Annotated in this window: 1 protein-coding gene; it reads right to left on the bottom strand. The window is 49.9% G+C overall.

Annotation, left to right across the window (positions count from 1 at the left end; translation table 11 throughout):
- Positions 1-139 precede the first annotated feature (139 nt).
- A partial coding sequence (gene ppsA / locus VN105_RS26220; RefSeq protein ID WP_325645821.1) for a phosphoenolpyruvate synthase occupies positions 140-2,472 on the bottom strand: 2,333 nt, incomplete at its 5' end.

Below are 2,472 nucleotides of genomic sequence, written 5' to 3'. Positions count from 1 at the left end.
CCGGTCGGTAAACAGGGCTATATCAATACCGGTAACGCGCTTTTGTTATTTATGCCATACTCCTCTTCCGCTTTGCGGATGTTGGCAATACCGTTTAGTAAAGCATCAGGGTTGAAAGAAATACTGTTAATTCCCTGGGCTACAAGAAATGCCGCGAATCAGGTAAATCACTGGGCGCCTGACCACAAAGCCCTATACGGACCCCTGCTTTCTTTGCGGCGGCTATCATCATGCTGATCATCGTCCTGGCCGCTGCATCCTCCTCGCTGAAAAGACCTGCTACCAGCGCAGAATCCCTGTCTATTCCCAATGTAAGCTGCGTTAAATCATTGGAGCCAATGGAAAATCCGTCAAATATACCGGCAAATGCTGCTGCCTGCAGTACATTGGATGGTATTTCCGCCATTACATAAACCTCCAGCCCATTTTCTCCCTGCACCAGGCCAAAAGATGCCATCACATCCAGTACTTTCCGGCCTTCTTCCACTGTACGGCAGAAAGGTATCATTACCTTTACGTTAGTCAGACCCATTTCTTCCCTGACCACTTTAATCGCCTCGCACTCCAGCCCAAAGCCATCCTTGTACAAGGGGTGATAATACCTGGAAGCGCCACGGAATCCAAGCATAGGATTTTCTTCTGATGGCTCAAATTCTTTTCCTCCGAGCAGCCGGGCATATTCATTGGTTTTAAAGTCGCTCATCCGCACTATTACATCTTTGGGATAAAAAGCAGCTGCAATAGTGGCAATTCCCTGCGAAAGCTTGTCAACAAAAAAATGCTTCTTGTCCGGGTAGAGTAAAGTCTTTGCCGCGATGGCCGACCAGGCAGCCTTATCTTTTAATTCATCATATTTCACGAGCGCCATCGGGTGAATACCTATGGCATGTGTAATGATAAATTCCATTCTCAGTAAGCCTACGCCATCATTAGGATAAAACGACAGCCGGAATGCGTTATCCGGATCGCTGATGATCAAACAGGCCTCTGTACTATCCGGTAGGGCAACACTTCCCGGGGCTATTTCGGTTATTTCAAACGGTAGCGTTCCTTCATATACATGCCCCTGCTTTCCTTCACTGCACGACACGGTAATGGCGGCGCCATCCCTGATCTTCACGGTAGCATTAACTGCGCCTACAATGGCCGGTACACCCAGCTCCCTGGCTACTATTGCGGCATGACTGGTTCTTCCACCTGAATTGGTTACAATGCCTGCTACCTTTTTCAAAACCGGGTCCCAGTCGGGGCTGATGTTCTCAGTGACCACTATATCTCCGGGCTGTAATTTCCCGGCCTCTGAAGGCGATTGAAGCACGCGGGCTGTACCAGTGGCCGTTTTTTCACCAACGGCGGCTCCTGTTACAAGAACAGTTCCTTTCTCCGGCAGCTTATAGATCTCCAGCTGCCGGGGCTTGCCGGCCGTATGGATTGTTTCAGGACGCGCCTGCAGTATGAATAACTCCCCCGTTACAGCATCTCTCGCCCACTCAATATCCATCGGGCAGTTATAATGCTGTTCAATCTGTATTGCCCACCGGGCCAGCTGCAATACTTCGGGATCCGATAACACAAAACGCTGCTGGTCTTCCAGGGTGGTATCAACATTTACCGTACTATTGGCTGCGTTAGCATCCTCGGAGAAACAAAGGGTTTTGGCCTTACTTCCCAGTTTTCTTTGTATGATAGCCTGCTTCCCTTCCAGCAGGGTTGGTTTAAAAACATAATATTCATCCGGCATCACGGTTCCCTGTACAATGTTCTCTCCCAGTCCCCAGATCCCCGAGATCAGTACTATGTCGCGGAAGCCGGATTCCGGCTCCAGGGTAAATCCGACTCCCGAACAGGATCCATTTGTACGCACCATCAGCTGTATCCCCACTGAAAGGGCTACCTTACCGTGTTCAAAGTCATTATCTTCCCGGTACTTAATAGCGCGGTCGGTATATAGGGACGCAAAGCAGCGACGAACCGCTTCCATCAGGGCCTTTTCTCCCCTGATGTTCAGGTACGATTCGTGCTGCCCCGCAAAGCTGGCTTCCGGCATATCTTCCGCTGTTGCGCTGCTCCGCACAGCCACCGCCACAGGCATTCCCTTGCCAAGCAGGCGGTAGGCTTTCAGGATCCCTTCTTCTATCTCAGCAGGTATAACCGCTTCCAAAATCAGTTTGCGGCAGGCGGCCCCTGTTTCCGCCAAATTTGAAAAGGTTTTCCTGTCCAGCCGGCTCATGATTTGCTGCAAAGGCAGCCTTATTGCATTGGCATCAAGATGGGACCAGAAAGCGGCTGCCGTGGTGGCAAATCCATCCGGTACTTTAATGCCTTTTCCTGCAAGGGTAACGGTCATTTCCCCCAGCGAAGCATTCTTTCCCCCTACTATAGCAGTGTCGGTGATCCTGATGGCGGAAAAATTCCTGATAATATCTTCCATGAATATTGTTTTAAATGAATTACTCTTCTTCCATTTCGTCT

Source organism: Chitinophaga sp., assembly GCF_035564935.1.
GTDB lineage: Bacteria > Bacteroidota > Bacteroidia > Chitinophagales > Chitinophagaceae > Chitinophaga.
This window is presented reverse-complemented; position numbering and strand designations above follow the sequence as displayed.